The organism is Rhizobacter sp. (genome assembly GCF_031412075.1).
Taxonomy (GTDB): Bacteria; Pseudomonadota; Gammaproteobacteria; order Burkholderiales; family Burkholderiaceae_C; genus Rhizobacter.
In genome coordinates, this window is sequence record NZ_JANOCG010000275.1 from 1 (window position 1) to 1,565 (window position 1,565).

Annotated in this window: 1 protein-coding gene and 2 pseudogenes; all 3 read right to left on the reverse strand. The window is 65.6% G+C overall.

The genetic code is table 11. The features are described 5' to 3' along the window. Window positions 1-547 (reverse strand): annotated as a pseudogene (locus RMO40_RS09920) (biotin/lipoyl-binding protein); the annotation flags it as partial. Window positions 548-610: 63 nt separating this feature from the next. Continuing rightward, entirely contained in the window at window positions 611-1,093 is a 483-nt protein-coding gene (gene rnhA, locus RMO40_RS09925; RefSeq protein ID WP_309719981.1) for a ribonuclease HI, read from the reverse strand. Beyond that, a pseudogene (locus tag RMO40_RS09930) lies at window positions 1,068-1,565 on the reverse strand (SAM-dependent methyltransferase); the annotation flags it as partial. The gene rnhA and the pseudogene RMO40_RS09930, both read right to left, overlap by 26 nt.

A 1,565-nucleotide genomic window follows, 5' to 3' on the forward strand; every position in this document is an offset into this window, starting at 1 on the left:
CGATCCTCATGCGGTCGAGCTGTGCACGCGACAGCGCCACTTGGGCTTCGGCCACTTGCAGCGCGGCGCCGCTTTGGTCGACCACGCTCTGGCTCACGAAGATGGCCGCCAGCAGCTCACGGTTGCGCTGCAGGTTGGTGCGGGCGATGCTGGCCTGGGCTTCCGATTGTTGAAGTTGGGCGCGCTGAAGTGCGTCGTCGAGCTGCACCAGAAGCTGGCCGCGCTTCACGCGTTGACCATCGGTGAAACCGAGGCGTGAGATGCGCCCGCTGACCTCGGGGCGCAAAGTCACGCCCTGGCGTGAGCGCAAGGCACCCACACCCTGCGCGTCATCGGCGATGGACACGACCTCGACCTTGCCCACTTCCACCGGCACCGGCCCTGAGGGCCCAGCGGCCGCTCTGCCTGCAGGAACGCCAGACGCTGCCCCTGCAGCTGCCGAACCTTCCACGCCCTGGGGCCCTGGGCCCTTGTGCTGGTACCACCAGGCCGCGCCGCCGGCCAAGGAGATGCCCACCAGCGCCACCACCGTATGCAAAGTCTTCACGCTGTACCCTGATTGATGCTTTTCGAATGTAGCCCGCAGCGCCCAGCACCGCGAGGCTGGAAATCACGTACTAGCAGCCCCAACGCCACGATTGGCGAGTGCATCAGCCCGCTCATTCCCGGGGTCACCGGCGTGCCCCTTCACCCATCGCCAGTCCACCTGGTGCAGCAAGCGCAACGCGTCGAGGCGCTGCCAGAGGTCGGCGTTCTTCACCGGCTTCCTGTCCGCGGTTTTCCAGCCGCGCTGCTTCCATCCGTGAATCCATTCGGTGATGCCTTTGCGCACGTACTCGCTGTCGGTGTAGATCGTCACCTCGCAACTGCGCTTCAACGAAGCCAGAGCCTCGATCACCGCGGTAAGTTCCATGCGGTTGTTCGTGGTCTGCGCTTCGCCTCCGTAAAGTTCTTTTTCGTGCTCGCCGGTGCTGAGCCATGCGCCCCAGCCGCCGGGGCCCGGGTTGCCCTTGCAGGCCCCGTCGGTGTAGATGGTGACGACAGGTTTGCGGATGGCGGGCTTGGCTTCAGTCGATGTAGGCGTCGATGTCATGTTGTTGGGTCGAGGTACTTCTGCGAACGGTGCTGCTGCTGACCACGGCGGGTGCGACCTTGGCAGGCACGCGCTTGTGTTTCACCAGGCCGACCAGGCGCATGCCGCGCACACGCTTGACGGCAACCAGCATGTAGGCGGCCCCGAGCACCGGCCACCAGCGTCCGCCGGTGCGTTCCATCCAGTCGAAGCGTTGCAGCCAGGGTTCCGAGGTCAAGGGTGGCCGATAACAACCAAACCGCCCTTCCTCGATGTCGAAACTCAGCAGCCTGAGCCAGTCACGCAGACGCCAGTACCCCAGGAACCCGCCTTCGCTCGGCATGAAAAGAGACTGCCCGCGAGCAAGACCCACGCCACGCAGCACACGCCCGAGGCGCTGGCGCAGCGCCCACAGGCTGCCCGGGTTGAAGCCGAGGATGACGATGCGGCCCTCGGGCATCAGCACCCGCTCGACTTCGCGCAACACCTGGTG

Coding starts and splice junctions, on each gene's coding strand:
- rnhA (WP_309719981.1), bottom strand. CDS start 1,093: ATGACATCGACGCCTACATCGACTGAAGCCAAGCCCGCCATCCGCAAA.